Consider the following 24,790-nt stretch of genomic DNA (forward strand, 5'->3'; position numbering starts at 1 on the left):
CGGCCTGGGGATGTTCCTAGGACTGGGTGCTCGCCGACGGGGCTGCGGACGCTGGAGCGTCGCCGACGGTCAGGGTCTTGATCGTGATCTTCTGCGTGGGCCGGACCTTCTCGTCCGCGTCGTTGTTCGACGTCGGGATCTTGGCGATCTTGTCGAGCGTCGCCTGCCCGCCGGTGACCTTGCCGACGATCGAATACTCCGGGGTCGGCGGGCTGTAGTCCTTGAAGAAGATCAGGAACTGGCTGCCGTTGGTGCCGGGCGGATCACCGATCAGCGCCACTGTGCCCTTGGGATAGAGCGGCGTCTTCGCGTTCGCCTCCGGGGCGGGCGAGGCACTGGGCTCGGGCGCGGTCGGCACGTTCTCGTTGTAGATGCTGTACGTCGGGCCGCCGAGCCCGGTGCCGCTCGGGTCGCCGCAGCGCAGCGCCCCGTACGAGGTGATCTCGTGGCAGTCCGTGTTGTCGTAGAACTGCTTGCTCGCCAGATACGTGATGTCGGCCGTGCCGCACGGGGAGAGCTCGCTGTCGAGGCCGACGACGATCGGGGCACCCTGGTTGGTGGTGACCGTCATCGTCTGCGTGCCCAGCGTCGGGATGTCCTTGGTCGGGGGCGTGCCCACGTCCTTGAGGTTCGAGTTGGTGCTCGCGTTCTGCGGGGTCCAGAGGCAGACATCCTGATCGGCGGCGTCGGTGGTGGTGTCGTCGGAGTCGAAGGCCCCGCCCATCCACGCCACGCCGGCCACGATGACCAGGACCGCGACGCCGGCGCCGACGCCGGCCAGCATGCGGCGCTTGCGGCGCTCCTTGACGGCACGTCGAACCATCTGCCGATCGAGCTTCGCGCGCGCCAGCTTGCGCTGCCGGTCCCTGCTGGATGCCACCGAATGCTGTCCTCTCGTACGACCCATGTCACACGCCCGCAAGAGTGTACGGGTACCTCCTGAGAAAGTGGTGTGCGCCCGCCGGGCTAGGCTCGTTACGATTTGCTCCCGCTTTTGTTCAAGGTTTTCTCGGAAGGGCTCGTTGTGCTTGTCACCGGCGTGGAGGCTCAGGCCTTCGGCACCAATTGCTATGTGGTCGCCGCCGCCCCGGGCGAGCAATGCCTGATCGTCGATCCCGGCATCGGCGTGCTCGACCAGCTCGACGAGGTGCTCGCCGAGCACCGGCTCTTCCCGGCCGCGGTGCTGCTCACCCACGGCCACCTCGACCACACGTTCTCGGTCGCCCCGGTCTGCGGCGCGCGCGGCATCACGGCGTACGTGCACCCGGCCGACCTCGAGATGCTGGCCGACCCGGCCAAGGGCCTGAGCACGGACCTCGCGCAGCTGTTCGGCGGCCGGCTGACCTACTCGGAGCCCGAGGACGTGGCCGAGCTGACCGACGGCGCGACGCTCACGCTGGCCGGCCTCGAGGTGACTGTCGATCATGCGCCCGGCCATACCGGCGGGTCGGTGCTCTTCCGGCTGCCCGGCGCGGGCTCGGAGTTCGAGGCGGAACAGGTCTGCCTCTCCGGGGACGTGCTGTTCGCCGGCTCGATCGGACGCACCGACCTGCCGGGCGGCAGCACCGAGACGATGATGACCAGCCTGCGGGACAAGATCCTGCCGCTGGCCGACGACACCGTCGTGCTGCCCGGCCACGGACCGGCCACCACCATCGGCCGCGAGCGCGCCCAGAACCCGTACCTGCGGGAACTGGTCGCCGCGCCGCGCCGTGGACTCTGACGTAACTCCTAGGAGATTTTGAGCATGCCCATTTCCGGCTTTCCCGAATGGATGCCGCCGCAGCGCATGATCGAGCAGCGCGTGCTCGACCGCATTCGCACCACATTCGAGCTGTACGGCTTCGCCCCGCTCGAGACCCGCTCCGTCGAGCCGCTCGAGACCCTGGTCAGCAAGGGGGAGACCTCCAAGGAGGTGTACCTGCTGCGCCGCCTGCAGGCCGACGAGAACGCCAAGGACGACGACGCGCTCGGCCTGCACTTCGACCTGACCGTGCCGTTCGCGCGGTTCGTGGTGGAGAACGCGGGCAAGCTGCAGTTCCCGTTCCGGCGCTACCAGATCCAGAAGGTGTGGCGCGGCGAGCGGCCGCAGGAGGGCCGCTACCGCGAGTTCCTGCAGGCCGACATCGACGTGGTCAACCGCGGCGAGCTGCCGTTCCACTACGACTGCGAGATGCCGCTGGTGATCGGTGACGCGCTCGGCGGCCTGCCGATCCCGCGCGTGCGCATCCAGGTCAACAACCGCAAGGTCTGCGAGGGCTTCTATCGCGGGCTCGGCCTCACCGACACGGCCCAGGTTCTCCGTACGGTCGACAAGCTCGACAAGATCGGTCCGGCGCGGGTGGCCGAGGCGCTGATCGAGACGGCCGGCGCGACCCGGGCCCAGGCCGACGCGTGCCTCGAACTGGCCGCGATCTCGGCCGAGGACGGCTCCTTCGTGGACGCCGTACGCAAGCTCGGCGTCGAGGACCCGCTGCTCGACGAGGGCCTGGGCGAGCTGCTGCAGGTCGTCGAGACCGCCCTCGAGCACGCGCCCGGCCTGGTCCGGGCCGAGCTGAAGATCGCCCGCGGCCTCGACTACTACACCGGCACCGTCTACGAGACCCAGCTCGAAGGCTACGAGCGGTTCGGCTCGATCAGCTCCGGCGGCCGCTACGACAACCTGGCCACCAGCGGCAACGAGCGGTTCCCGGGCGTGGGCTACTCGATCGGCGTGTCCCGCATGCTCGGCGTGCTGTTCGGGCAGAACGCGCTCAGCGTCTCCCGCTCGGTGCCGACCTGCGTGCTGGTCGCGCTGCCCAGCGACGAGCTGCGCCCGGCCAGCACCCGGATCGCGGCGGCCCTGCGCAAGCGCGGCATCCCGACCGAGATCGCGCCGACCGCGGCCAAGTTCGGCAAGCAGATCCAGTACGCCGACCGCCGCGGCATCCCGTACGTGTGGTTCCCGGGCGACCCCGACACCGTGAAGGACATCCGCTCGGGGGAGCAGGTCGAGGCCGACGCCGCCACCTGGCAGCCGCCCACCGGCGACCTGCACCCCGTTATCGCGGGCTGACCGGCCGCCGCCTCATCGCCCCACCTTGCGGGATCGGCGCAGGTCCCGCAGGGTGGGGCGGGGCACGGGCGTACCCTTACCTACGGTGCCGTAAGTTACGCCACCGTAGGGAGTGATCGTCATGCCGTTGGATCAGACCGCCCTGCTCATCGAGCTCGAGCCCGTCGTGGCGACCAACCTCGACCGGCACTTGTCGCTGGCCAAAGAATGGTTCCCGCACGAATACGTGCCGTGGAGCGAAGGGCGCACATTCGACGGGCTGCTGGGTGGCGAGGCGTATTCTCCCGACGACTCAAAACTGCCCGACGTGGCGCGGACGGCGCTGATCGTCAACCTGCTGACCGAGGACAACCTGCCGTCCTACCACCACGAGATCGCGACGCTTTTCGGCCGCGACGGGGCGTGGGGGACATGGGTGCATCGGTGGACGGCCGAAGAGGGCCGGCACGGAATCGCATTGCGTGACTATCTGACGGTGACGCGGGCGGTGGATCCGGTCGAGCTCGAGCGGGCCCGGATGACACACATGGAAGCCGGCTACTCCAACGACCATCCGGACGAGATCCTCCACTCGATCGCGTACGTAGCCTTCCAGGAACTGGCCACGCGCATCTCACACCGGAACACGGGCAAGGCGACCGGGGATCCGATCGCCGAGCAGCTGCTGGCCCGGGTGGCGGCGGACGAGAATCTGCACATGGTCTTCTACCGAAACCTGCTGGCGGCGGCGTTCGACCTGGACCCAAACGCGTCCATGCGCGCGGTCACCGATGTGGTCGCCGGCTTCCAGATGCCGGGAGCCAACATCGAAGGGTTCGGTCGCAAGGCGTTGTCTATCGCTTTGGCCGGCATCTATGACCTGCGCCAGCATCGGGACGAGGTCCTTCAGCCTGTGTTGCGTCAGTGGAACGTCTTCTCCCGTACGGATCTCTCCGGTGATGGGGAGGCTGCTCGGGATTCCTTGGCTTCTCATATGGATTCCCTTGAGGTGCAGGCTGCTCGGTTTGAGGAGAAGCGTGAGGCTCGCCGGGTGCGGTTGGCTCGCTGATTGGGTTTCCTCGTCTTCCTTGCGCTTGGACGGTCGGGGGATGGGGTGCCCACTGAAGCTAGGAGGAACGTTTTTACGCTTTCAGTGGTCACCCCATCCCCCGACCTTGCATGGTTTTCCCTGACGGCCAGGACTTTGGTCACCCGCTGCTGATTGCATGTTCGGCCTGAGTAATCCCCTTGCGCCTGGTGGTCGGGCTGCCGCGCTGTGGATGAAGCCAGGACTTTCCCTCACCCGGGCGGGCCTGAGTGGTGGGTTGCGCCACCTAACCGTGCCGCCCTGCGCTCCGACGCTTCGCGCCTGGTGTCATCGCTTCGCTCGGAACCCGCAACGGGCTTGGTGCATGGCTGATCCGTCGGTTGCTGTTACGACACCACGGTGCTTCGGGCAGCCTGGTGCATGGCTGAGCCGACCACCCAACCCACCCTCAGCGCGCGCCCACCTAACCCCAGGCGTCGCGCCCGCCGACCGCCCCAAGCAGTGAACCCACCCTGCTCGTCACACCCGTCGCCTGGTCCAAGCAGTCAACTTGCGCTGCTCGTCGCGCCCGTCGGCTGTGCCAGCCGTTCAACCGGCCCTAGGCGTCGCGCCCGTGGGCTGTTTCAGGCGGATTGACCTGCGTTGAAAGGTCAATGGCGAGGCTGGGGCAGCGATGCAGGTTGGCGGGACAGCCGACGGGTTGGGCGGCCAAGGGTTGGTGACCGTTAGGCGGGATGTGGCCGTGGCCAGATGTATGCGAGGCATGAGCACTAGTGGCCGATGTGGATGGTCGCGCGGCGACGTACCGACGGCGTGCCCACGTGGTGGGCCGCGATCAGCCGTCGTTCGAGCCGAGTCCCGGTTGCTCGCGTGTCGTGAGAGCGCCGCCAGCTTGGCGTGCGAGGCCGCGCAACTGACGTCGTGGCATGGGCGCGCCGCGGGGCTCGGCGTGCAAGGTCGCGCGGTTGATGTCGTGGCGTGACGGCACCGGTGGGCCCGGCCATGCACCTGGCTGGTTGCCGGTTCCCGAGCGAAGCGAAGACTCCAGGCGCGAAGCGTCGGAGCGCAAGGCGGCGCGGTTAGGTGGCGCAACCCACCACTCAGGCCCGCCCGGGTGAGAGAAATCCCCTGGCTTCGTCCACAGCGCGGCAGCCCGACCACCCAGCGCAAGGGGATTACTCACCTCAGCCATGCACCCAGCAGCGGGTGACCAAACGCCTGGCCGTCAGCGGTTCCCATGCAAGGCCGGGGGATGGGGTGACCACTGAAAGCGTAAAAACGCTCTGTCTAGCTTCAGTGGGCACCCCATCCCCCGGCCGTCCAAGCGCAAGCAAATCGAGGGAACCCAAACCGCCGAGCAAAGGAAGGAGGCTGGCCAGAGGGAAAGGGCCGGGCGAGCGGCGGCCCGGGCGTGGGGGCGGCTGGAGGCGAGGACGGGCTGAGTGAGGGCCAAGCCCCGGCGAGGGCGGGCTGAGTGAGGCGGCGGGCCGGGCGAGGAGAAAGGTTCGAGCGGGGAGATTGAGCGAGTGGGCGAGGGGATGGTCGTGCGGGTTGGTGGGGTGAGTGCGGCCGTGGGGTGGGAAGTGTTGCCTAACAGTGGGGTGGGGGTGGGGCGTCGGTAGGTTTCGGCGGTGGAATCACCCTGGGCGCCGCTGCGGGGCCGTGTTTTTCGGATGCTTTGGGTTGCCGTGCTGGCTGGGAACGTCGGCACCTGGATGCAGACGGTTGGGGCGCAGTGGCTTGTGGTGCAGGAGCCGAATGCGGCTACCTGGACCAGTCTTGTGCAGACCGTGACGATGCTGCCTGTTCTGCTGTTGGCTCTGCCGGCCGGGGCGATTGCCGACGTGCTTGATCGGCGGCGGTTACTGCTTGGCGTGCAGATCGCTTTGTTCTTCGTCGGGGCTGCGCTCACTGTCCTGACCTTGGTCGAGCGGATGCCTCCGGGGTTGTTGCTCGGTTTTACGTTTCTGCTCGGGGTTGGGCAGGCTCTTACTTTGCCTACCTGGCAGGCCGTTATCCCCGAGATCGTGTCGCGGGAGGAGTTGCCTGCTGCTTCCGCTCTGGGGGCGGTGAATACCAATCTGGCTCGTTCGGCTGGGCCTGCCGTGGCGGGTTTGTTGGTGGCTCAGGTGGGGTCGGCGGCCGTTTTCGGGCTCAATGCGCTCTCGTACGGGGTTTTTGCGGTTGCTCTTGTGTTGTGGCGGCGGCCGGCTCGGCGGGGGCCCTCTCATCCGGAGCGGTTCGGGCCTGCTGTTCGGGCTGGTGGGCGGTTTGTTCGGTATTCGCCTGACGTTCGGCGGCTGCTGATTCGTGTCGTGTTGTTCGTGGTGCCGGGCAGTGTCGTGTGGGGGCTGCTGCCTGTTGTCGCGCGGCAGGAATTGGGGCTGGGCGCCAGCGGGTACGGGGTTTTGCTGGCGGCGCTGGGAGTGGGGGCGGTCGCCGGCGCATTGTTGATGCCGCGGGTGCGCCATTTGTTGTCGGCTGATCGGCTGTTCGTGGGGGCCGGGGTCGGTTATGCCGCTGCCCTGCTGGTTGTGGCTTTGGTGCCTGACGAGTTCGCGGTCACCGGGGTGCTGGTGCTGGCGGGGGCCGGCTGGATGTGCCTGGTGTCGCGGATGAACGCGAGCCTGCAGTTGTTGCTGCCGAATTGGGTGCGGGCCCGCGGGTTCGGGATCTATCAGGTCGTCTTCGCGGGGTCGCAGGCCGTGGGTGCACTGGTCTGGGGGCAGGTGGCCGAGGCGTTCGGGTTGCCCGCGGCTTTTGTGGGGGCCGCCGTGGTCATGCTGCTGGGCACGGCGACCGTGTGGTGGCTGCCGGTGCACGAGCACGACGACGCCGATCGCAGCCCGGCGATTTTCTGGGCCGAGCCGCACATCATGTTGGAGCCGCATCTCGATGAGGGTCCCGTGCTGGTGACCGCGATTTACCGCGTACGGGATCAGCAGGCGGACGGTTTTGTCGAGGCGATGGAGGCCGTACGGCTGACGCGGTTGCGGACGGGGGCGACGCGCTGGGGCCTGTTCCGCGACGGCGAGGATCCGGTGCGCTACGTGGAGGTGTATCAGGTGCCGACGTGGGAGGACCATCTGCGGCAGCACGAGGGCAGGCTGACCGGCAGCGACGAGGAGGCCGAGAAACGGGCGATCGCGCTGGCCGAGGGCCCGGCCGAGGTGACCCACCTGCTGCCCGCCGACAAAGCCGATTAGCCAGATGTTTCGTATTTGTTCCAATTAACCTCAGAGGTGGCCGCTCCGGCCGGTCTGAGGAGATGTCATGAAGATCGAGCGCCTGCGGCACCTGCGTGGGCCCAACGTCTATCTGTCCCGCCCGGCCGTGGTCGCGCGGCTGCGCCTGGGCGAGCTGACCGGCGTCGAGACCTCCGACGTGACCGGTTTCGCCGAGCGGCTGCTGCGGAGCCTGCCGGGGCTGGCCGAGCACCACTGCGCGGCCGGGGCGCCGGGCGGGTTCGTGAGCCGGCTGCGCGGCGGCACCTATTTCGGGCACGTCACCGAGCATGTCTGCCTCGAGTTGTCGCAGCTGATCGGGCGGGACGTGAGCTTCGGCCGCACGGTGTCGGCGGGGGAGCCGGGCTGCTACGACCTGATCGTCGAGTGCCCGGTCGACGAGTCGCCGGGCTCCGAGGTGCCGCGGGACCTGCTGCAGGCGGCGGTTGACCTGGTGCTCTCGGTGGCCGCCGGGCGTACGGGGAAACCGGTTTTGGACGAGCTCGCGGCGCGCGCGGAACGGGAGGCGGCCGGCCCGAGCACCCGGTCGATCATCGCGGCGGCCCGGCGGCGGGGCATCCCGGTCGAGCGCTACGACGAATTGAGCCTGCTCCGGCTGGGCTGGGGCAACCGGCGGCGGCTGGCCTGGGCCGCGATGACCGACCGGACCAGCGGCGTGGGCATCGACATCGCCGGCGACAAGCAGGTGACCCGGCGGCTGCTGACCGAGGCGGGCGTCCCGATGCCCGCGGGTGGCGCCGCCCGTACGTGTGCCGACGCCTTGGCCTGGCTCGAGCGGCTCGGCGGCCCGGTCGTCGTCAAGCCGCGGCGGGGCAGCCAGGGCGAGCACGTGACCCTGCACCTGAGCACGCCGGCGGAGGTCGAGCGGGCGTTCCGGGCGGCCGGCGAGGACGTGATCGTCGAGCGGCAGCTGGGCGGGCGTGACTACCGGGTGCTGGTGGTGGCGGGCGAGGTCGTGGCGGCCGCGGAACGGATCGCCGCGCACGTCGTGGGCGACGGAATCGGCACTGTCGACGAGCTGGTCGAGCGGGTCAACGCCGACCCTCGCCGCGGCGTCGGGCATTCGCGGGTGCTGACCCGGGTGACGCCCGACCCCGCGCTGCTGGAACGGCAGGGGCTGACCGGGCGCAGCGTGCCGGCCGAGGGGCAGCGGGTGTGGCTGGCCGCCACCGGCAATCTGTCCACCGGCGCGACCAGCCACGACGTCACCGACGACGTGCACCCCGAGGTGGCGCGGCTGTGCCTGCGGGTCACCGCGCTGCTCGGGCTCGACATCGCGGGCATCGACCTGCGCCTGCCCGGCATCGGCGAGCCGGTGCCGCCGGTCGAGATCGACGCCGACGTCACGGCCGGGGTGATCGAGGTGAACGCCGTGCCCGGCCTGCGCATGCACCTGGCGCCGGTGCGGGGTCGCGCGCGCGACGTGGGCGACGCGATCGTGCGGGCGATGTTCCCGGCCGGGTCGGACGGGCGGATCCCGGCGGTCGCGATCACCGGCACGAACGGCAAGACGTCGGTGGCCCGGATGACCGCGCACCTGCTGGCCGACACCGGGCTGCGGGTGGGGCTGACGACCACCGACGACGTGCGCATCGACGGGCGGGTGGTCTTCCGGGCCGACGCCACCGGGCCGCGGTCGGCGCAGATGGTGCTGGGCGACCCGGGGGTGCAGGCCGTCGTGCTGGAGACGGCGCGGGGCGGGCTGCTCAACCGCGGGCTGGGCTACGACTGGACCGACGTCGGGGTGCTGACCAACATCACCGCGGATCATCTGGGGCAGGACGGCCTGGCCACGATCGAGGACCTGGCCCACGTGAAGGCGCTGGTGGCCGAGCGGGTGCGCGACGGCGGGACGCTCGTGCTCAACGCCGACGACCCGTGGGTGCGCACGCTGGTGGGCCGGCCGCGGGTGCGGGCCGACCGCAAGCGGGTGGTGTGGTTCGGGCTCGACGCCGGCCAGCCCGTGGTGGTCGAGCATCTCGCGCGGGGCGGCACGGCCTATCTGCTCGACGGCGGGTGGGTGCTGCAGGCGACCGGGGCCCGGCGGACGTCGCTGCTGCGGGTGGCGGAGATTCCCGGGGCGTACGGGGGTGCCGCGCCGCACGTCGTGGCCAACACGCTGGCGGCGATGGCGGCCGCGCGGGCGCTCGGCGCGGGCCAGGACGCGGTGTCGCGGCGGGTGACCGAGTTCGACCCGGCCGTCGAGAACACCGGTCGCGGCACGCTGATGCGGCTCGGGGACGTGTCGGTGTTCGTCGACTATGCCCACAACCCGGCGGCGCTGGCGGCGACCCTGCGCACCCTGCACCGGCTCTGGGGCGCCGATCGCTGCGTGGCCGCCCTGACCCTGCCCGGCGATCGGCGCGACGACCTGATCGCGGCGTGCGCGCAGGTGGTGGCGGACGGCGTCACGCGGGTCGTGCTCTACGACGACGAGGACCCCCGCGGCCGTACGCCGGGGGAGGTGTCCTCGTTGGTCGAGCGCGAGATGCGGGCGCGGCGGCCCAAGCTGGCCTCGGTGCGGGCCGAGGGCTGCCGGGAGGCCGTGACCGAGGCGCTCCGGCTGGCCCGTCCCGGCGACGTGGTGCTGGTCATCTACGAGAAGCTGGCCCCCGTGCTCGCGCTGCTGGACGAGCTGGGCGCCGTGGCCGCCGTGGAGGCGCCACCGGCCCTGCCCGGCCGGGCGCCCGGGGCCGTGCGACCGCCGGCGAAGGCGCTAATGGGGAACGACCGGGTTCCGATCCCCGGTTATCACGCCTGATCCTTCGTTCGGGGAGGTTGGCACGCAAAATAGGCTGATCAGCCGAGGGGATCACCCGTTCAGGCGGGGTTGCACAGGTAGATCCACCAACAGTTGTCCTAGGGCGAGCTTTTGTCGACTATCGGGTCACATTGCCTTGCGTGACGGTCGTGTCACGACTAGTGGAACCGTCCATGCTGGACAGAGGCAAAGTCTTGCTGGAAGAAACTTCCGATAAAGCGGGCATACCGGGGTGTAGGCCCGCAATGCCACCGGTTGGCAGTCCTAGATCCGACTTTCGGGTACTGGACGGGCACCCGTCGCGGGTGCGATTCGTTCGGAAACGGACGGTGATGAACCGCAGGTAAGACGGTGTGTGCGCGGGATCGTGAGGGGGCCGATCATCGGCTAGCATCCCTTCCGTCGATGGGGAACGTCCGGCCGTGTCCGGGCACCCCGACGCCGAGGGGCATGGCGGTGCAGCTCGGTGTTTTCTTCGAAGCGCGCATGTGGGGGCACATGAGCACGACGGACCTTCCGGGTTCGAGTCTGCTGGCCGGTCGCTATCGACTGGTCGAGCGGCTCGGCGCCGGCGGGATGTCAGTGGTGTGGCGAGGGTTCGACGAGGTCCTCGGGCGCCAGGTCGCGGTGAAGGTTCTGCCACCGTCGACAAGCACGGACCCGGCGTTCCGGCGCCGACTCCGTGCGGAGGCTCAGGCTGCGGCTCGGCTCAGCCACCCAAACATCACGAATGTCTACGACTACGGCGAGGCGACCACCGTCGACGGTGAGCCCGTGCCGTACGTCGTCATGGAGCTGATCGACGGCGAGTCGCTCGCCGCCGTGCTCGCGCGCGTGCGCAAGCTGCCCTGGCAGCACGCCGTGCGGATAACTGCCGAGGTGGCCGCGGCGCTGGCCGCCGCGCACTCGCGGGGCATCGTGCACCGCGACGTCACCCCGGCCAACGTCATGCTCACCGCCACCGGGGCCAAGGTCGTCGACTTCGGCATCTCGGCCCTGATCGGCGAGAACGACATCGACCCCGACGGCAGCCTGCTCGGCACGCCGGCCTATCTCGCGCCCGAGCGGCTCGAGGGCGGCCAGGTGAGCCCGGCCACCGACGTCTACGCGGTGGGCCTGCTCATCTATCGCACGCTGATCGGCCAGCTGCCGTGGGACGTCGGCACGACGACGGCTCTGCTGCGGGCTCACCAATACACCGAGCCCGAGCCGCTGCCGCCAGTCGACGGCCTGCCCGACGAGGTCGACGCCCTGGTCGGGCGCTGCCTCGAGAAGCGACCGGACGACCGGCCGTCGAGCGCCGAGCTGGCGGGCACCCTGGCCGCGCTCGCGCTGGGGGCGCCGGCCACGGCCCGGGGCTACGTTCCCGACTGGTCCGACGGCGGCGAGGACACGACGATCCTGCCGTCGCCGCAGGCGTACGCCGAGATCCTCGGTGCGGGCGCGGCTCCGGTCTCGCCGGCCGCCGCTCCGCCGGCCGCCAAGACTCCGCCGGCTGCCGCCGCTGCGGGTGCCGGCGCTGCTGCCGCGGCCGCCGGTGCTGCCGCGGCCCAGGCGGGCGAGCCTGAGCCGGTCGCTCCGGCCCGCAACAGCCGCTTCGGCGACCTGCCGTCCGGCCCGGTCTACAACGCCGCTCCCGTGTCCCCTGCGGGCTCGGGCGGGCTGCGTCCGGCCTACGGCAACCAGAAGGACGTGCCGTCGGAGTCCGGCCGCACGACCGCGCCGTCCTGGGCCCGCATCTCGCAGACCAAGACCCGCCGCGTGCTCGTGGTGGCGCTCGGCGTGCTGCTGCTGGGCGTGGGCACCTACGGGTGGAGCCTGACCGGGGCCAACGGCGGCACGGCCAAGGGCGCGCCGCCCGCGGAGCTGCCGCAGACGGAGCGGTGCGTCGTCAGCTACGCGGTGTGGAGCGACAAGGACAATCGCTTCGTGGCCCAGGTGACCGTGGCCAACCGCAACCAGACGCCGATCAAGGACTGGAACCTCTGGTTCATGATGCCGGGCGACCAGACGGTGTCGGGCGCGGGTCAGATCGACCTCAAGCAGGACTCGCCCACGGGCGGCGCCATCACGGTCAACTCGGAGCAACAGATCGGGGCTCTCAAGACCGCCTCGCTCAAGCTGAGCGGAAAATACGTCTCCAGCAACAACCCGCCGATGGCCTTCCGGCTCAACGGCGAGCAGTGCGAGACCTTCGTGTCGGCCAAGCCGGGCGAGCCCTCGCGCTACGTCGAGCACCTGGCGAACGGGCAGACGCGGCTGTCGCCGAACACGTCGTCGCCGATCCCGGGCATCACGATCGGGGACGGTGGCGTGATCGACGTGACCCCGACCAAGCCGGGCACGACGACGAAGCCGGGCAACCCGGGCGTGGTGGATCCGCCGAAGGGCACGCCCGAGGAAACCGAGAAGCCGGTGGAGACGACGCCGCCGGTGGAGACCACGACGCCACCGGACACCACGGCTCCGAAGCCGCCGGACGATACGACCGCGCCGCCGGTGACGACCCCGCCGGCGACGACGGAACCCCCGGTCACCACTCAGCGTCCACCGGACAACCCCGGTGTCGGCACCGAGTGCGACGCGGACGTCCCGGAGGACTGCCCGTCGGCGCCGTGACCGACGTCGCTCGAGAGAAAGGCCGGCTCACCCGAGCCGGCCTTTTTCGTGCCCGGCCGGGGCGGTGCCGCAGGGGCGGCTGAGCGCGTCTGGGGTCGTGGGTGTGCCCGCCCGGGAGCGTCAGGGTCGGGTGGTGAACAGGGCAACGGCCAAAATCGGACGCGACGCCGCACGCAGCGGAGTTACTGTGAAACCGATGCATCAGGCACTTTCCTCCGTTTCGCCCGGCGTGTCAGCCGGGCGGGGACCGTGCGTAGGCAAAAGATGAGATAGCGGAACTGTGCGCCGGCATTCGGGCAGTACGGCCGCGCGCAGCAGGTCGTCCATCGGGGAGTTCGACATGATCAGCATTGTCAAGGATCTGGCGGCGGAGGCTCTGTTCGTCTCCGACCTGCAGCCGTCCCAGTGCCCCAGCAACGAGGCAGTGGAGCAGGCCGTGACCGCCATGATCCTGCAGTACGGCAGCGACGGCTGCGCGGCCGAGGTGGCGCTGGAGTTCGGCGATCACCCGGATGTCGCGGTGCGCCGCATGCACTGGGTGCACTCGGAGCTGACCGAGGTGCTGGAGCCCCGGCGCGCCGCCGCCTTCCACTGAAAACCTGAGCTTTTCTCGCGAAAAGCACCCTAAAAGCAACCGAGTTCGGCCGCCTTCGCACCTTTCGACGGCAAAAGTTCTCCTCGTCAGCCGGTTTTCACCCAACCGGTAGTACGAGCGAGGAGGACTACGTGACCGACGCGACCCAACTCCCCGCCACCATCGGCACGACCCACGACGCGCCGTCCGCGCGTGACATCGAGGACCTGGTCCGCGAACACATGCCGATGGTTGGCCATCTGGTCCGGGAACTTCTGAACCGGGTACCGGGTCACGTCCATGCGGACGACCTGTCCTCGGCCGGCTTTGCCGCGCTGCTGGGGGCCGCTCGTTCCTTCGACGTGACCCGAGGCATCCCGTTCCACCGCTTCGCCGCGGTTCGCATCCGCGGCGCGCTCCTCGACGAGCTGCGCGGGCAGGACTGGGCCAGCCGATCGGTGCGCGCCCGGGCCCGCAAGAGCGCCACCGCCCGGCAGGAGCTGACCGCGCAGCTGGGCCGGACCCCGACCGACGCCGAGGTGGCCGAGCTGCTCGGCATCGGCATCGCGGAGCTGGCCACGGTCGAGGACGACGTGCAGAAGGCGGCCCTGCTCAGCCTGCAGGGCTTCCCCACGGGCGCGGCCGAGGAGATGGTGCCGGAGACGTCCGAGGGGCCGGAGGATCTGCTCCTCAAGCGGGAGCGCCTCGGCTATCTGCACCAGGCCATCCAGGCGTTGCCCGAGCGGCTGCGCATGGTGGTGACGGAGTCGTTCCTGCAGGAGCAGCCGCTCAGCGACGTCGCGGCGCGGCTGGGCGTGACCGAGTCGCGCATCTCCCAGCTCCGCACCGAGGCGTTGCAGCTGCTGCGCGAGGGGCTCAACAGCTCGCTGGCGCCGGAGTTGCTCACGGTGGCCGCGGGCGGACCCCGTACGCGCAAGGGTTGTATGCAACGGCGGCGCTCGGAGTACTTCGCCCGGGTCGCCCAGCAGGGCAACCTGCACACCCGGCTGGCGCTGACCGACGAGCACGGCGTGCCGATCGCGGTCGCGGCCTAGACCGTTGTTGCCGAGAACGCCCTCGATCCCTGTTCGCTGAGCGGATCGAGGGCGGCTCGCACCGGGCGGATGTCGGCGCCGATCGCGGTGGCCAGCACGCCCGGCCCGGCCAGCGGCATGACCGCGAAGTCGCCCGGGCCCGACCGCGGCGCGGGGCCGGTGGGCGCGGCGACCAGGGTGCCGATCGCCCGGCCGCCGCCCAGCACCGCGGCGCCCGACCAGCCCGGGGCGGCCGGGCCGACCGCGAGCTCGTGGCGATAGAGCGTGCGGCCCGCGTACCGGATCGTGGTGTCGGTGCGGACGTCGCCCGAGGTCTCGTTGTGGCGGCCGCAGACCAGGTCGTCGCGCCAGAGCAGCTCGCCGCCGTCCTCGACGTCGACCCGGGTGACCGTGACGTGATCGCAGCCGACCGCGGCGATCAGCGGCTCCGGGAGCCAGCGCAGCGTGCCGCCGGCCGCGACGGTCGCCGTGATCTCGAGGCGCGAGGGCGGCAGATGAGCGCGGCCGGGCAGTGCGAGCTGGGCGGCCACGCTGCGGATCTCCAGGACCGCGCCGGGGCCGACGGTGATGTCGAGCCGCAGGTCGTCGCCGCGCAGCGGGCCGGCGCCGCCACCCACCAGGTGCACGGTTTCCGGACCGGTGCGGCGCAGCAGCAGGGGCGACTCGCTGCGCAGGACGGTCAGCCGGGTGCCTTTCTCGGCGACGACCCGGGCGAACGCCTTCACGCCGTGGCGATCAGGCCGCGGATCCACTCGGCGACCGGCGTGGCGGTGCGATCGCCGACCAGCGACAGGAAGACGGTCGGCAGATCGCCGCGCCGGGCCTTGGCGTCGCGATCCATCACCGCGAGGTCGGCGCCCACCAGCGGGGCCAGGTCGGTCTTGTTGATCACCAGCAGGTCGGCGGTGGTGACGCCGGGGCCGCCCTTGCGCGGCACCTTGTCGCCGCCGGCCACGTCGACCACGAAGATCTGCCGGTCGATCAGCCCTTTGCTGAACGTGGCCGTGAGGTTGTCGCCGCCGCTCTCGACCAGCACGAGATCGAGCGGGCCGAGCGCCGCCTCGAGATCCTCCACCGCGTCCAGGTTGGCCGAGATGTCGTCGCGGATCGCGGTGTGCGGGCAGCAGCCGGTCTCGACCGCGCGCACCCGGTCGGCCGGCAGCACCCCGTTGCGCAGCAGGAAGTCGGCGTCCTCGGTCGTGTAGATGTCGTTGGTGACCACGGCCAGGCGCAGGTCGTCGCCGAGGGCCCGGCACAGGGCGGCCACCAGCGCGGTCTTGCCCGAGCCGACCGGCCCGCCGATGCCGATCCGCAGCGCCCGCGGCCCGCTGGTCAACGGCTGGTGCGGGTCGACGCCCGGGTCGGGATGGGTGTGCGGCACCTCGTCGGGCCCGTGCGTGTGCGGGGCGACGTAGCCGTCCGAGGGGTGGGGAAGGGCCCCACCGGCGACGGAGTGTTCAGGATGCAAAGAGACGCACCTCCCAGGTGGCGTGGAGCTCGGCGCCGACATCGAGCAGGGGACCGCTCGCGGCGGGCAGATCGTCGACGGGCCGGTCGCTGCGGGCTGCCGCCTCGGTAGCGATCCGGTCGCATTCGGGGGCGAGCCGGGCCAGCAACCCGTGCACCGCAAAAGGGTCAAGACCAAGGAGCCGTACGGCGGCCGACGCGACCCCGCTGACCGTCCCGTGCGCCGCGGCCACGGCTGCCTCCTGCGGCCCGAGCCCGCCCGCGCTCGCGACCACGCCGAGGGCGATCGGCTGGTGCACGTCGCGGCCGATCGGCGGCAGGCTCCACATGGCGCGGGCGGCCCGGAGCAGGGCCCTGCCTTGCGCGCGCGACGCTTTCCGGAGCGCGGGTGACGGCGTACGGGAATCAAGCCCTTGATCTAGATCTGCCCACTCACCCGGTCGCGCGCAGGCCGCGGCCGCGAACGCCGCGTTGACGAGCCCGGCGGTGGCGAGCTTGCCCCGAAGGAACCCGGCGACGGCGTCGAGATCCCGGACGCGGCCGGCCGAGACCTGGGCCTCGAGCCCGCCGGAGTGCGCGTGCCCGCCGGACGGCAGGCGGCCGTCGGCGAGCACGAGGAGCGTTGCGAGGCTCACGTCAGAAGAGGAAGTAGCGCTGGGCCATGGGGAGCTCGGTCACCGGGTCGGGGTCGATGATCTCGCCGTCGACGCGGACCTCGAACGTGTCGGGGTTGACCTCGATGCGGGGGAGGGCGTCGTTGCGGGGCATGTCGGCCTTGGTCACCTCGCGGGTGCTGGCGACCGGGGTGAAGGTCCGCTTGACGCCGATCCGGTCGGTCAGCATGGCGTCGATGGCGGCCTCGGCCACGAAAGCCAGCGACGTCTGAGCCGGGACCACGCCCTTGGCGCCGAACATGGGCCGGGGAAGCATCGGCTGCGGAGTCGGGATCGAGGCGTTGGCGTCGCCCATCTGCGCGTAGGCGATCATGCCGCCCTTGATGACGAGCGCCGGGCGTACGCCGAAGAACGCGGGATCCCACAGCACCAGGTCGGCCAGCTTGCCGGGCTCGACCGAGCCGATCTGCTCCGCCATGCCGTGCGCGACCGCGGGGCAGATCGTGTATTTGGCGACGTAGCGCTTGGCCCGGGTGTTGTCGGCGGTGGTGTCGCCGGGCAGGGCGCCGCGGCGGGCCTTCATGACGTGGGCGGTCTGCCAGGTGCGCATGACGACCTCGCCGACCCGGCCCATCGCCTGCGAGTCGGAGCCGATCATCGAGATCGCGCCCAGGTCGTGCAGCAGGTCCTCGGCGGCCATCGTGGACGGGCGGATGCGGCTCTCGGCGAAGGCCAGATCCTCGGGCACGGCCGAGTTCAGGTGGTGGCAGACCATCAGCATGTCGAGGTGCTCGCTGAGGGTGTTTCGCGTGTACGGCCGGGTCGGGTTGGTCGACGACGGCAGCACGTTGGGCTGCCCGGCCACCGTGATGATGTCCGGCGCGTGACCGCCGCCCGCGCCCTCGGTGTGATATGCGTGGATCGACCGGCCCGCGATGGCGCGCAGCGTCTCCTCGACGAAGCCGGCCTCGTTCAGCGTGTCGGTGTGAATTGCCACCTGTACGCCGGAGGCGTCCGCGACCTGGAGGCAGGCGTCGATCACGGCCGGGGTCGTGCCCCAGTCCTCGTGCAGCTTGAAGCCGCCCGCCCCGCCGCGCAGCTGCTCCCACATCGACTCGGCCGACATGGTGTTGCCCTTGCCGAGCAGCAACACATTGACCGGGTACGCGTCGATCGCCTCGAGCATGCGGGCCAGGTGCCACGCGTTCGGGGTGACCGTGGTCGCCTTGGTGCCCTCGGCCGGGCCGGTGCCGCCGCCGATGATCGTCGTGATGCCGGACGCGACCGCGGTGTCGAGGATCGTCGGGCTGATCAGGTGGACGTGGCTGTCGATGGCGCCCGCCGTCAGGATCTTGCCGTTGCCCGCGATGATCTCGGTGCCCGGGCCGATCACCAGGTCGGGGTGGACGCCGTCCATCGTGTCCGGGTTGCCGGCCTTGCCGATCGCCACGATCCGGCCGTCGCGGATGCCGATGTCGGCCTTGACGATGCCCCAGTGGTCGAGCACGACCGCGCCGGTGATGACCGTGTCGGGCGTGCCCTCGGCGCGGGTGGCCCGGGACTGGCCCATCGACTCGCGGATCACCTTGCCGCCGCCGAACACGACCTCGTCGCCGGGGCGGGGGCCGGCGCTGCGGTCCTCCTCGACCTCGATCAGCAGGTTGGTGTCGGCCAGGCGGATGCGGTCGCCGGCGGTGGGTCCGTAGAGGGCGGCGTAGCGGCCGCGATCCAGGGTGGTCATCGCGGGCTTCCGTTCTCGGGTTGCGCCGGGTCGTGGTCGCCGGTCGGCGAATCGGATAAGTCGGATTTGTCCGGGCGCGAGGGAGTGGTGGCGGGAGGGGTGGCGTCAGGCGAGGCGGGGCCGTCGTCGAGCGGGCCGCCGGCCAGGCCGCGCAGGCCCGGGACGATGCGGGCGCCGGCCAGCGCGACCAAGGAGACGTCGCGCGGGATGCCGGGCTCGAAGCGTACGGACGTGCCGGCCGGAACGGCGAGGCGGAAGCCCCAGGCCGCCCGGCGGTCGAAATCGAGGGCCTCGTTGGACTCGGCGAAGTGGAAATGCGAGCCGACCTGCACAGGGCGGTCGCCGGTGTTGCGTACGGTCAAAGTCAGCACGTCGCGACCGGGATTGATCTCGATGTCACCGTCGCCGAAGAGGATCTCGCCGGGGATCATGAGATCGGCCCGTGCACGGTGACCAGCTTCGTGCCGTCGGGGAATGTGGCCTCCACCTGCACCTCGGCCAGCATCTCGGGCACGCCGTCCATGACGTCCTCGCGGGTCAGCACGCGCCGCCCGGCGTCCATCAGCTCGGCCACCGTACGCCCGTCGCGCGCACCCTCCAGCAGGAAGGCGGTGATGATGGCCGTCGCCTCGGGATGGTTGAGCTTGAGGCCGCGCTCTTGACGCCGCCGGGCCACGTCGGCCGCGACATGGATGAGCAGACGTTCCTGCTCGTGCTGGCTGAGGAACAAACGGATCCCTCCCCTGGGTAGCGCCCCGCGATGCTCGCAGTTCGACGTTTCCGACGTGTTACCCATGTCGATCAAAGCAGACGCGGGGCGCTTCCCAGGGGAGAAACGGGTCAGGCCCCCGTGTAGAGGACCGCGTCGATCTCGATGTCGAAGCCGACCAGCGGCACCGGCAGCGTCGTGCGTACGGGCAGGGCGGAGCCCTTGATGTACTGCGGGTAGATCTCGTTCATCTCGGCGAAGTCGCCGAAGTCGCGCAGGTAGACGCCGACCCGCACGGCCTGGTCGAGGCTGGACCCGGCGGCCTCGGCCACGGCGGCCAGGTTGCGGAACGCGGCGTGCGCCTGCTCGGCGAAGCTGCCGGTCACCCGGGTGCCGTCGGGCAGCGCGGGCACCGAGCCGGCCAGGTAGATGAAGTCGCCGGCCACGACGGCGTGCGAATACGGGCCGCCGGCCGGGGCCGCCTGCTCGGCCTTGATGGCGCGCTTGGGCATCTCTGGTCTCCTAGGAGTCGCGTGGGAACTGTTCTTCGAGGGCTTCGGCGCCGACGAGCGGGGTGTTGAGCAGGTCGCGCAGCGCTGATTCGCGGGCGGCGAGCGCCTCCTGCTGGGCCGGGGTCAGCGGCGACCACGGCGGGGGAGCGGCGGGCCAGGCCGGGGGCAGGCGGCGGCCGCCGACGTACGTGGCCACATTCACCAGCCGTACGGGGGAAGTGCGGGTCTGGCGGTGGGAATCGACGAGCTCGTGCCGCTCGGCGCGCACCTCGAACACCGCCAGGTCGGCCGGGGCCCCCACCTCGAGGGTGCCGCCGGGCAGGCCCAGGGCGGCCGCCGGACGCGTGGTGACCATGGCGAGCACGTCGGCCAGCGGGACGCCGGCCGCGAGCACCTTGGCCATCGTCGTCGGCAGGTCGAAGACCGGGCCGTAGAGCGAGCGGCAGTGCAGGTCGGTCGAGATCGTGTGCGGGCCGAGGCCGAGGTCGAGCTGGCGTTCGAGCACGTCGAAGGCGAACCCGCCGGAACCGTGGCCGAGGTCGAGCAGCACGCCCCGGTCGACGGCCGCGCGCACGGACGGCCCGAGCGGCGACGCGATGCCGCTGGCGCTGTGGGTGACGATGTCGCCCGGACGCAGCAGCTCGAGCACCTCGTCGAGCGGGGGCGGGGTGGTGCCGATGTGGACCATGACGGGCACGCCGCAGGCCGTCCCGACGGCGAGACCGCGGCGCAGCGGCTCGACGCCGTGGTCGCCGACCGTGTCGCGATCGATGCGCACCTTGAGGCCGCGGACCAGATCACGGTTGGCCTGCACGGTGTCGATGGCCAGCGGGACGTCGCAGTTGGCCAGGTCGCGGCTCTCGCCTGTGCGGCCGGCCAGCCCGAGGGCGGCGATGTTGAGCAGGGCGGGGACCCGGACCGCGGCCCGGGCGGCGACGCGGCGCAGGCCGTCGAGCGTGTAAGCCCCGGCGGAGCCGGCGTCGACCCAGGTGGTGACGCCGGTGTGCCAAGCGATCGGGTCGGGGGCGATGCCCCAATAGCCGGGGCCGACGTGGGTGTGCAGGTCGATCAGGCCAGGGGTGACCAGGTGGCCGGAGACGTCGACGACCGTGTGGGCGTCTCGGGGCAGGGAAAGGCCGGTCTCGGCGATCACGCCGGCGGTGACGGCCACGTCGAACGGGTCGCCGCCGGCGAGCAGCAAGTCGTGCGTCAAGGCCACCTCCCGGGCCGACCCTATCCGAATCATGGCGGGGCGGTGCGGGCCTGTGGACAACGCGCGGCGGGCCTGTGGACAACGGCGGTTCGGCCTTTTCGCGGGGGTAGGGTCGGCCCACCCTTGATGGGCGGGGGAGGGGGCGGCAGGTTGGCAAACAGCAAAACGATCTTGGTGAGGTGATCATGCGGGGGTTGGTGCCGGAGCCGGGGTCGGTGCGGGCGCGGGAGGGCGAGTTCCGGTTGTGGGCGAGCACGCCGCTGGACTGCCCGCCCGAGCTGGCCGGGGTGGCCCAGTGGCTGCGGGGTGCGCTGCGCCTGCCGTTGCCGGTCGGCGAGGGGCCGGGCGGCGAGGGCGGCGTCGAGCTGCGCCTCGATCCGGGGCTGGGTGCCGAGGCGTACGTGCTGGACGGGCTGACGATCACGGGCGGGTCGGCGGCCGGGGTGTTCTACGGGTGTCAGACGTTGCGCCAGCTGTTGCCGCCAGAGGCGTTGCGCCGGGCCGGGCCCACCGACTGGCTCGTGCCCGCCGTGACCGTGGAGGACCGGCCCGCGTACGGGTGGCGGGGTGTGATGCTCGACGTGGCGCGTCACTTCATGCCGGTCGCCGACGTGCTGCGCTTCGTCGACCTGGCCGCCTTTCACAAGCTCAACGTGCTGCACCTGCACCTCACCGACGACCAGGGCTGGCGGCTCGAGGTGCCGGGGTGGCCGCGGCTGACCGAGGTCGGGGCTTGGCGGTCCGAGTCGATGCTGGGCGCGCGGCAGCACGGGAAGTTCGACGGCCGGCCGCACGGCGGGTTCTATACGACCGACGACCTGCGCGAGATCGTGGCGTACGCGGAGGAGCGGCACGTCCGGGTCGTGCCCGAGGTGGACATGCCGGGGCACATGCAGGCGGCCGTGGCGGCGTATCCGAGCCTCGGCGCAACCAAGGTGACGACCAGAACGAGCTGGGGCATCTCGACACACGTGCTCAACCTGAAGGAGGAGTCGCTCGACTTCTGCCGGGACGTGCTCGACCACCTCTGCGAGATCTTCCCGAGCGAGCTGATCGGGATCGGCGGCGACGAGTGCCCGACCGACGAGTGGGCCGATAAGGATCTGCAGCCGTGGTTCACCGCGCGGATGGCCGAGCATCTGGCGTCGCGCGGCCGGCGCGTCTTCGGCTGGGACGAGATCCTCGAGGGCGGCGCCCCGGCCGGTGCGGTGATCGCCGCGTGGCGCGGGCCCGAGCCGACGACCGTCGCCGCCCGGCTCGGGCATCCGGTGGTGGCGTGCCCCGACATCGAGGCCTACCTCGACTACCGCCAGTCCGACGACCCGGGCGAGCCGACCCCGGTGGGCACCCGGCTCACCCTGGCCGACGTGTACGCGTTCCACCCCGTACCGGAAGGCCTGTCGCCGCAGGAACGGGAGCTGGTGCTCGGCGGGCAGGTGAACGTCTGGACCGAGCACATGGACTCGGCCCGGGCCGTCGACTACATGACGTACCCGCGGATCAGCGCGTTCGCCGAGGCCGTGTGGGGGCCCCGCACGTACGGGGAGTTCGAGGCGCGCCTGCCCGATCACCTGGCCCGGCTGGACGCGCTCGGGGTCAACTATCGGCCGCCGGCCGGGCCCCGCCCGTGGGACGCCCGGCCCGACGCGCCAGGCAACCCCCGCTCGTTGCCCGACCGGCTCGCCGAGCTGCGCGAGATGACCAAGCGCTTGCCATCCGGCGGGTGAGTCTGATGAGCTGCGGGAAGCGTCGCGTGTACCCGGCAAAGAGACCGCCGCGGGCATGGAGGCGTGGAACCATGGGACATCCGTGGACAGTTACGACAACGAACGGGCGCGGTTCCGTGCCTACGGCGATCAATTGATCAGCGCGCACCTGCGGCTGCGGGAGATGGTCGAGGACCTCTACGTGGCGCTGGACGAGGGCCGCGACCTGCATGTCTATTGCATGACCCTGTGCGGGGCGGTCACCAAGCACCACAAAGCCGAGGACGCCAACGTGTTTCCTCTGCTGGCCGCGCGCCATCCCGAGCTCGAGGCGTTCCTGCGTGGGCTCAGGAGCGACCACAACATGCTGGCGCACATGCTGGGGCGGCTCGAGCGGTCCACCACGTACGAGGAACTGGACGCGGTCAGCGCCGTGCTGGAGACGCACTTCATCGGCGAGGAGAAGCGGCTCGTCTCGGTGCTCAACGCGTTGGAGCCGATGGGTGATCTCGGGATCGGAGTGACCGATGGACGTGCCTGAAGTAACCGTCGACTGGCGCAGCAAGGGTTTCTGGTTGCCCGAGGGGAAGCTCGACCTGCCGGCCGGCCTCTTCGGCGGGCAGTTCACCTGGCCCCTGCTGGTGCTGCGGCGCGAGGCGGCCGAGGCCAACATCGCGACGATGGCCGCCTACTGCCGGCGCCACGGCTGGGAGTTCAGCCCGCACGCCAAGACGACCATGGCCCCGGGGCTGCTCGCGTCGCAGCTGGCGGCCGGGGCCTGGGGCCTGACCGTGGCCACGGCCAACCAGGCGCTCGTGCTGCGCCGGCTGGGCGTGCCGCGGGTGCTGATCGCCAACCAGGTGCTCGACCCGACCACGCTGCGGTGGCTGGCCCAGGAGACCGCGGCCGGGTGGGAGGTCTTCTTCCAGGTCGACTCGGTGGCGGGGGCGAGGGCCGCGGCCGCGGCGGGCCGGTTGCGGGTTCTCGTCGAATTGGGGCACGAGCACGGTCGTACGGGGATCCGGTCGCTCGACGCCCTGGAGGAGGTGGCCCGAGTCGTCGCCGACGCGCCCGGCCTCGAGCTCGCGGGCCTCACCGCGTACGAGGGGCAGTTGCAGGCTCAGCGCGAGGTGGACGACTTTCTCGACCAGGTGGTGGCCGGTTTTCGCCGCCTCGAGAACGCGGGTCTGCTGCCGGAACGACCGATGCTGTCGGCCGGCGGCAGCGCGTGGTTCGACCGCGTCGTCGAGCGGGTCAAACCCGTGGACGCCACGCTCGTGCTGCGCAGCGGCGCCTCGGTGACCCACGACGACGGCTTCTATCGCGAGCGCACGCCGTTCCTGCGCGTGCCGCAGGAGGGTCCGCTGGCCGCCGCGCTCGACATCTGGGCCCAGGTGATCTCGGCCCCCGAGCCGGGCCTGGCCCTGGCCGGCATGGGCAAGCGGGACGCGCCGTTCGACGAGGGGCTGCCGGTGCCGATGGAGATCCGCCGGGCCGACGGCACGTACGCGGCCACCACCGGCATCGAGGTGACCAAGCTCAACGACCACCACACCTATCTGTCCACCGGGGAGTTCACGCTGGAGCCGGGCGACCTCGTCCGGTTCGGGATCTCCCATCCGTGCACGGCTTTCGACAAATGGCGGCACATTCCGGTGGTTGACGACGACCGGCGCGTGGTCGACGTGCTCGCCACGTACTTCTGACCAGGCCGCGGCTGGCAGACTGCGAACATGTCTCGGGTTCGATTCGACTGGGGTCCGCTGGGCGCCGACGCGGTGGCCCCCGGCGCGGCCTTCGTGGCGGTGGTCGACGTGCTGTCGTTCACGACCACGCTGACCGTCGCCGTCGAGCAGGGCATCAGCGTCCTGCCGTACAGGTGGCGCGACGACTCGGCGGCGGCCGTGGCCCACCGGCACGGGGCGATGCTCGCGGTGCTGCGCTCGCAGGCCGGGCCGGGGCAGGTCACGCTGTCGCCGGAGAGCATCCTGCGGACGGATCTGGAGGCGGCGAAGATCGACCGGCTCGTGCTGCCGTCGCCCAACGGGTCGGCGATCTCGGTGCGGCTCGCCGACGCCGGCTGCACGGTGGTCGGCGTCTGCCTGCGCAACGCCGCGGCCGCCGCGGCCTGGGTGTGGGAGCGGGCCGGGGACAAGCCGGTGGCCGTGGTGGCGGCCGGGGAGCGGTGGCCGGACGGGTCGCTGCGCCCGGCGGTCGAGGATCTGTGGGGCGCGGGCGCCTTCCTGGCCCGGCTGGCCGACCTCGACGGGACCGACGGGTTCTCGCCCGAGGCGCTGACCGCCCTGGCGGCGTACCGGGGGGTGGCCGGGCGGATCGAGACGGAGCTGCCCGAGTCGGCCAGCGGCCTGGAGCTGCGGGCCAACGGGTTCGCCGGGGACGTCACGGTGGCCGGGGACGTGGGGGCCAGCCCGGTCGTGCCGGTATTGCGCGACGGATGGTTCGTGCCTGGCGGAACCCACCCGTTCTGACTG

At 71.2% G+C, this 24,790-nt stretch carries 21 protein-coding genes; 12 read left to right on the forward strand and 9 right to left on the reverse strand.

Annotated features, from left to right (window positions below; all coding sequences use genetic code 11):
- Positions 1 to 16: 16 nt before the first annotated feature.
- Positions 17 to 880, reverse strand: a complete 864-nt coding sequence (locus JKJ07_RS43745; protein WP_202997951.1) for a peptidylprolyl isomerase — start codon at positions 878 to 880, stop codon at positions 17 to 19.
- Between the two features lie 144 nt (positions 881 to 1,024).
- Here JKJ07_RS43745 and JKJ07_RS43750 point away from each other — a divergent pair, with 144 nt between their 5' ends.
- The 8 genes from JKJ07_RS43750 to JKJ07_RS43785 all read left to right on the forward strand — a co-directional run bounded on the left by JKJ07_RS43750 (position 1,025) and on the right by JKJ07_RS43785 (position 14,336).
- A complete protein-coding gene (locus tag JKJ07_RS43750) occupies positions 1,025 to 1,723 on the forward strand; it encodes an MBL fold metallo-hydrolase (protein WP_202997952.1) in 699 nt (232 codons plus the stop codon).
- A 24-nt stretch (positions 1,724 to 1,747) separates the two neighbouring features.
- Complete coding sequence (hisS, locus tag JKJ07_RS43755; RefSeq protein WP_202997953.1) at positions 1,748 to 3,055, forward strand: histidine--tRNA ligase; 1,308 nt, start codon at positions 1,748 to 1,750, stop codon at positions 3,053 to 3,055.
- Positions 3,056 to 3,176: 121 nt separating this feature from the next.
- A complete protein-coding gene (locus JKJ07_RS43760) occupies positions 3,177 to 4,103 on the forward strand; it encodes an acyl-ACP desaturase (RefSeq protein ID WP_202998142.1) in 927 nt (308 codons plus the stop codon).
- A 1,610-nt stretch (positions 4,104 to 5,713) separates the two neighbouring features.
- Positions 5,714 to 7,288, forward strand: coding sequence for an MFS transporter (locus tag JKJ07_RS43765; protein WP_202997954.1), 1,575 nt, complete (start codon positions 5,714 to 5,716; stop codon positions 7,286 to 7,288).
- Between the two features lie 67 nt (positions 7,289 to 7,355).
- The gene (cphA, locus tag JKJ07_RS43770) at positions 7,356 to 10,088 is read left to right on the forward strand and encodes a cyanophycin synthetase (protein ID WP_202997955.1); all 2,733 of its coding nucleotides are present in this window, start codon (positions 7,356 to 7,358) and stop codon (positions 10,086 to 10,088) included.
- A 498-nt stretch (positions 10,089 to 10,586) separates the two neighbouring features.
- Positions 10,587 to 12,707, forward strand: coding sequence for a serine/threonine-protein kinase (locus tag JKJ07_RS43775; protein ID WP_202997956.1), 2,121 nt, complete (start codon positions 10,587 to 10,589; stop codon positions 12,705 to 12,707).
- 340 nt (positions 12,708 to 13,047) lie between these two features.
- Positions 13,048 to 13,302, forward strand: a complete 255-nt coding sequence (locus tag JKJ07_RS43780; protein WP_202997957.1) for a hypothetical protein — start codon at positions 13,048 to 13,050, stop codon at positions 13,300 to 13,302.
- A gap of 131 nt (positions 13,303 to 13,433) precedes the next feature.
- Positions 13,434 to 14,336 (forward strand): sigma-70 family RNA polymerase sigma factor, encoded by a 903-nt coding sequence (locus JKJ07_RS43785; protein ID WP_202997958.1) that lies wholly within the window; start codon positions 13,434 to 13,436, stop codon positions 14,334 to 14,336.
- Here the strand turns inward: JKJ07_RS43785 and JKJ07_RS43790 are convergent.
- The 8 genes from JKJ07_RS43790 to JKJ07_RS43825 form a co-directional block, all read right to left on the reverse strand.
- Positions 14,333 to 15,061 carry an urease accessory protein UreD gene (locus JKJ07_RS43790; protein ID WP_202997959.1) on the reverse strand — a complete coding sequence of 243 codons (729 nt, stop codon included), beginning with the start codon at positions 15,059 to 15,061 and terminating at the stop codon, positions 14,333 to 14,335. The genes JKJ07_RS43785 and JKJ07_RS43790 overlap by 4 nt on opposite strands.
- The gene (ureG, locus tag JKJ07_RS43795) at positions 15,058 to 15,804 is read right to left on the reverse strand and encodes an urease accessory protein UreG (protein WP_438871498.1); all 747 of its coding nucleotides are present in this window, start codon (positions 15,802 to 15,804) and stop codon (positions 15,058 to 15,060) included. The genes JKJ07_RS43790 and ureG overlap by 4 nt, the downstream gene beginning before the upstream one ends.
- Positions 15,794 to 16,438, reverse strand: coding sequence for an urease accessory protein UreF (locus JKJ07_RS43800; protein ID WP_202997960.1), 645 nt, complete (start codon positions 16,436 to 16,438; stop codon positions 15,794 to 15,796). Before JKJ07_RS43800 ends, ureG begins: the two co-directional genes overlap by 11 nt.
- A 1-nt stretch (position 16,439) precedes the next feature.
- Complete coding sequence (locus JKJ07_RS43805; RefSeq protein ID WP_202997961.1) at positions 16,440 to 18,158, reverse strand: urease subunit alpha; 1,719 nt, start codon at positions 18,156 to 18,158, stop codon at positions 16,440 to 16,442.
- Positions 18,155 to 18,589: an urease subunit beta gene (locus JKJ07_RS43810; RefSeq protein WP_202997962.1), complete on the reverse strand. Its 435-nt coding sequence runs from the start codon at positions 18,587 to 18,589 to the stop codon at positions 18,155 to 18,157. The genes JKJ07_RS43805 and JKJ07_RS43810 overlap by 4 nt, the downstream gene beginning before the upstream one ends.
- Entirely contained in the window at positions 18,586 to 18,888 is a 303-nt protein-coding gene (locus tag JKJ07_RS43815) for an urease subunit gamma (protein WP_202997963.1), read from the reverse strand. The genes JKJ07_RS43810 and JKJ07_RS43815 overlap by 4 nt, the downstream gene beginning before the upstream one ends.
- Positions 18,889 to 18,998: 110 nt before the next feature.
- Positions 18,999 to 19,379, reverse strand: a complete 381-nt coding sequence (locus JKJ07_RS43820) for a RidA family protein (RefSeq protein WP_202997964.1) — start codon at positions 19,377 to 19,379, stop codon at positions 18,999 to 19,001.
- A 10-nt stretch (positions 19,380 to 19,389) separates the two neighbouring features.
- On the reverse strand, positions 19,390 to 20,598 hold the full coding sequence (locus JKJ07_RS43825) for an amidohydrolase family protein (RefSeq protein ID WP_307834764.1): 1,209 nt from the start codon (positions 20,596 to 20,598) through the stop codon (positions 19,390 to 19,392).
- A gap of 179 nt (positions 20,599 to 20,777) precedes the next feature.
- Here JKJ07_RS43825 and JKJ07_RS43830 point away from each other — a divergent pair, with 179 nt between their 5' ends.
- From JKJ07_RS43830 to JKJ07_RS43845, 4 genes are all read left to right on the forward strand, one after another.
- Positions 20,778 to 22,319 (forward strand): beta-N-acetylhexosaminidase, encoded by a 1,542-nt coding sequence (locus JKJ07_RS43830; protein WP_202997966.1) that lies wholly within the window; start codon positions 20,778 to 20,780, stop codon positions 22,317 to 22,319.
- Positions 22,320 to 22,401: 82 nt separating this feature from the next.
- The gene (locus tag JKJ07_RS43835; protein ID WP_202997967.1) at positions 22,402 to 22,839 is read left to right on the forward strand and encodes a hemerythrin domain-containing protein; all 438 of its coding nucleotides are present in this window, start codon (positions 22,402 to 22,404) and stop codon (positions 22,837 to 22,839) included.
- A complete protein-coding gene (locus tag JKJ07_RS43840) occupies positions 22,826 to 24,004 on the forward strand; it encodes an alanine racemase (protein WP_202997968.1) in 1,179 nt (392 codons plus the stop codon). Before JKJ07_RS43835 ends, JKJ07_RS43840 begins: the two co-directional genes overlap by 14 nt.
- A 27-nt stretch (positions 24,005 to 24,031) precedes the next feature.
- A complete protein-coding gene (locus tag JKJ07_RS43845) occupies positions 24,032 to 24,787 on the forward strand; it encodes a 2-phosphosulfolactate phosphatase (protein ID WP_202997969.1) in 756 nt (251 codons plus the stop codon).
- The last annotated feature ends 3 nt before the right edge of the window (positions 24,788 to 24,790 follow it).

It is taken from the genome of Paractinoplanes lichenicola, assembly GCF_016785085.1.
Lineage (GTDB): Bacteria > Actinomycetota > Actinomycetes > Mycobacteriales > Micromonosporaceae > Actinoplanes > Actinoplanes lichenicola.

Bases quoted from the DNA above. Each gene is read 5' to 3' on its own strand.
- hisS (WP_202997953.1), top strand. From the start codon at position 1,748: ATGCCCATTTCCGGCTTTCCCGAATGGATGCCGCCGCAGCGCATGATC.
- JKJ07_RS43760 (WP_202998142.1), top strand. From the start codon at position 3,177: ATGCCGTTGGATCAGACCGCCCTGCTCATCGAGCTCGAGCCCGTCGTG.
- cphA (WP_202997955.1), top strand. From the start codon at position 7,356: ATGAAGATCGAGCGCCTGCGGCACCTGCGTGGGCCCAACGTCTATCTG.
- JKJ07_RS43775 (WP_202997956.1), top strand. From the start codon at position 10,587: ATGAGCACGACGGACCTTCCGGGTTCGAGTCTGCTGGCCGGTCGCTAT.
- JKJ07_RS43780 (WP_202997957.1), top strand. From the start codon at position 13,048: ATGATCAGCATTGTCAAGGATCTGGCGGCGGAGGCTCTGTTCGTCTCC.
- JKJ07_RS43805 (WP_202997961.1), bottom strand. From the start codon at position 18,158: ATGACCACCCTGGATCGCGGCCGCTACGCCGCCCTCTACGGACCCACC.
- JKJ07_RS43810 (WP_202997962.1), bottom strand. From the start codon at position 18,589: ATGATCCCCGGCGAGATCCTCTTCGGCGACGGTGACATCGAGATCAAT.
- JKJ07_RS43820 (WP_202997964.1), bottom strand. From the start codon at position 19,379: ATGCCCAAGCGCGCCATCAAGGCCGAGCAGGCGGCCCCGGCCGGCGGC.
- JKJ07_RS43830 (WP_202997966.1), top strand. From the start codon at position 20,778: ATGCGGGGGTTGGTGCCGGAGCCGGGGTCGGTGCGGGCGCGGGAGGGC.
- JKJ07_RS43840 (WP_202997968.1), top strand. From the start codon at position 22,826: ATGGACGTGCCTGAAGTAACCGTCGACTGGCGCAGCAAGGGTTTCTGG.
- JKJ07_RS43845 (WP_202997969.1), top strand. From the start codon at position 24,032: ATGTCTCGGGTTCGATTCGACTGGGGTCCGCTGGGCGCCGACGCGGTG.